At 40.9% G+C, this 1,295-nt stretch carries 2 protein-coding genes and 1 tRNA gene; all 3 read left to right on the top strand.

Going from position 1 to position 1,295, the window contains the following annotated elements:
• The coding region (locus GCCT14_RS04975) for a UvrB/UvrC motif-containing protein (protein WP_192875514.1) at positions 1-199 on the top strand (199 nt) is incomplete at its 5' end.
• Positions 193-1,212: a hypothetical protein gene (locus GCCT14_RS04970; protein ID WP_108624457.1), complete on the top strand. Its 1,020-nt coding sequence runs from the start codon at positions 193-195 to the stop codon at positions 1,210-1,212. The genes GCCT14_RS04975 and GCCT14_RS04970, both read left to right, overlap by 7 nt.
• Positions 1,212-1,284: transfer RNA gene (locus tag GCCT14_RS04965), tRNA-Thr, on the top strand. The genes GCCT14_RS04970 and GCCT14_RS04965 overlap by 1 nt, the downstream gene beginning before the upstream one ends.
• The last annotated feature ends 11 nt before the right edge of the window (positions 1,285-1,295 follow it).

Raw genomic sequence — 1,295 nt, 5'->3', positions numbered from 1 at the left:
CAGTGATCTTTTAGATGGGAAGAAGGTTCATTCTGGTAGGGTTCCTGGGGGTGAAGTTGTTAATAATTCTCTCTGTAACAAGCTTGCTGTTTTGAATGAAAAGCTCAAAACAGTTTTAGAGATAGAAGATTATGAGGAAGCTGCCCGCATTCGAGATCAAATTAGAAATATTCTGGGGATTGAAGGGCAAACATGTTAGATGTGGCTTTTAAATCGCTCCCTGTTCCTTTATGGGATACAAATGACCAGAAATTCTGGATTGCTTCTGTCTTGGGACTGCGTAGGAATATTTGCCCTTTTCTCTTTCCGAGTAAGTTATCGCTAGCAGAGAAGACTCAAGTTATTCACCTGGTGACACAATCCCTTCGAGATGAAAAGATTTTGAATGGGCTGACTCGTTTAGAGGCAGACAAGGCTAAGCCTTGGGACCGTGATTTTTTAATTGAGAATTTCCTTTTGACTGAAAGCATCCACCAAGCTCATCTCGGGGAGGCTTTTCTTTTTGATGAAGATCTATCAACTCTTGTTTTGGTAAACATTTACGACCACATTCTTTTAAAAATTGCAAATACTGGTCACAAGCTACACGAGGGATTATCTCGTTTGCTTGAGATAGAGAAAAGAATGGAAGAGACTCTTTCTTTTGCTTTTTCGAAAGATTTTGGTTTTATGACATCCAATCCCAGGTTATGTGCGCAGGCTTTTTTAATTTTGCCTGGCATTGTTTTAAGGCAACAACTTGGTCCAGTTTTGAAAGCCAAGCCATTTAAAGGAATCACATGTCGCATGTTAGTGGGAGGAATTGTGGTTCTTGAGAATAGGTATGGTTTAGGATTTTCTGAAGATCAGGTGTTAGCCCAGTTGGAAACTGCCGTTAACCACTTGATTGTGGCTGAGAGTAATATAAACAATAAAGCCGCATCGGATGGTGATGAACTGCTATTTGATAAGATAGCTAGGACTTTGGGTCTTTTGCGTTATGCGATGCATTTAACAACTCAGGAAGCCTTAGAAGCGATTGGTCTTTTAAAGTTTGGTTTGAATCTTGGGTGGATAGAAGGAGCAACCCAACGTGACCTTAATGCATTAATCTTCTCTGTTAGGAAGGCGCATATGTTGGCTAGTCATAAAACAGACCAAACGCTAGAACAAGGTAGGGCATTGCTTTTGAGGAATGCAGTCAAGAATCTGGCTCTTTGTTTTGATTCTTAGCCTGAATAGCTCATTTGGCAGAGCAGTGCATTCGTAACGCACAGGTGGAGGGTTCGAATCCCTCTTCAGGCATTGATCTTGGT

The sequence above is a fragment of the Candidatus Similichlamydia epinepheli genome, from assembly GCF_003056015.1.
This window is presented reverse-complemented; position numbering and strand designations above follow the sequence as displayed.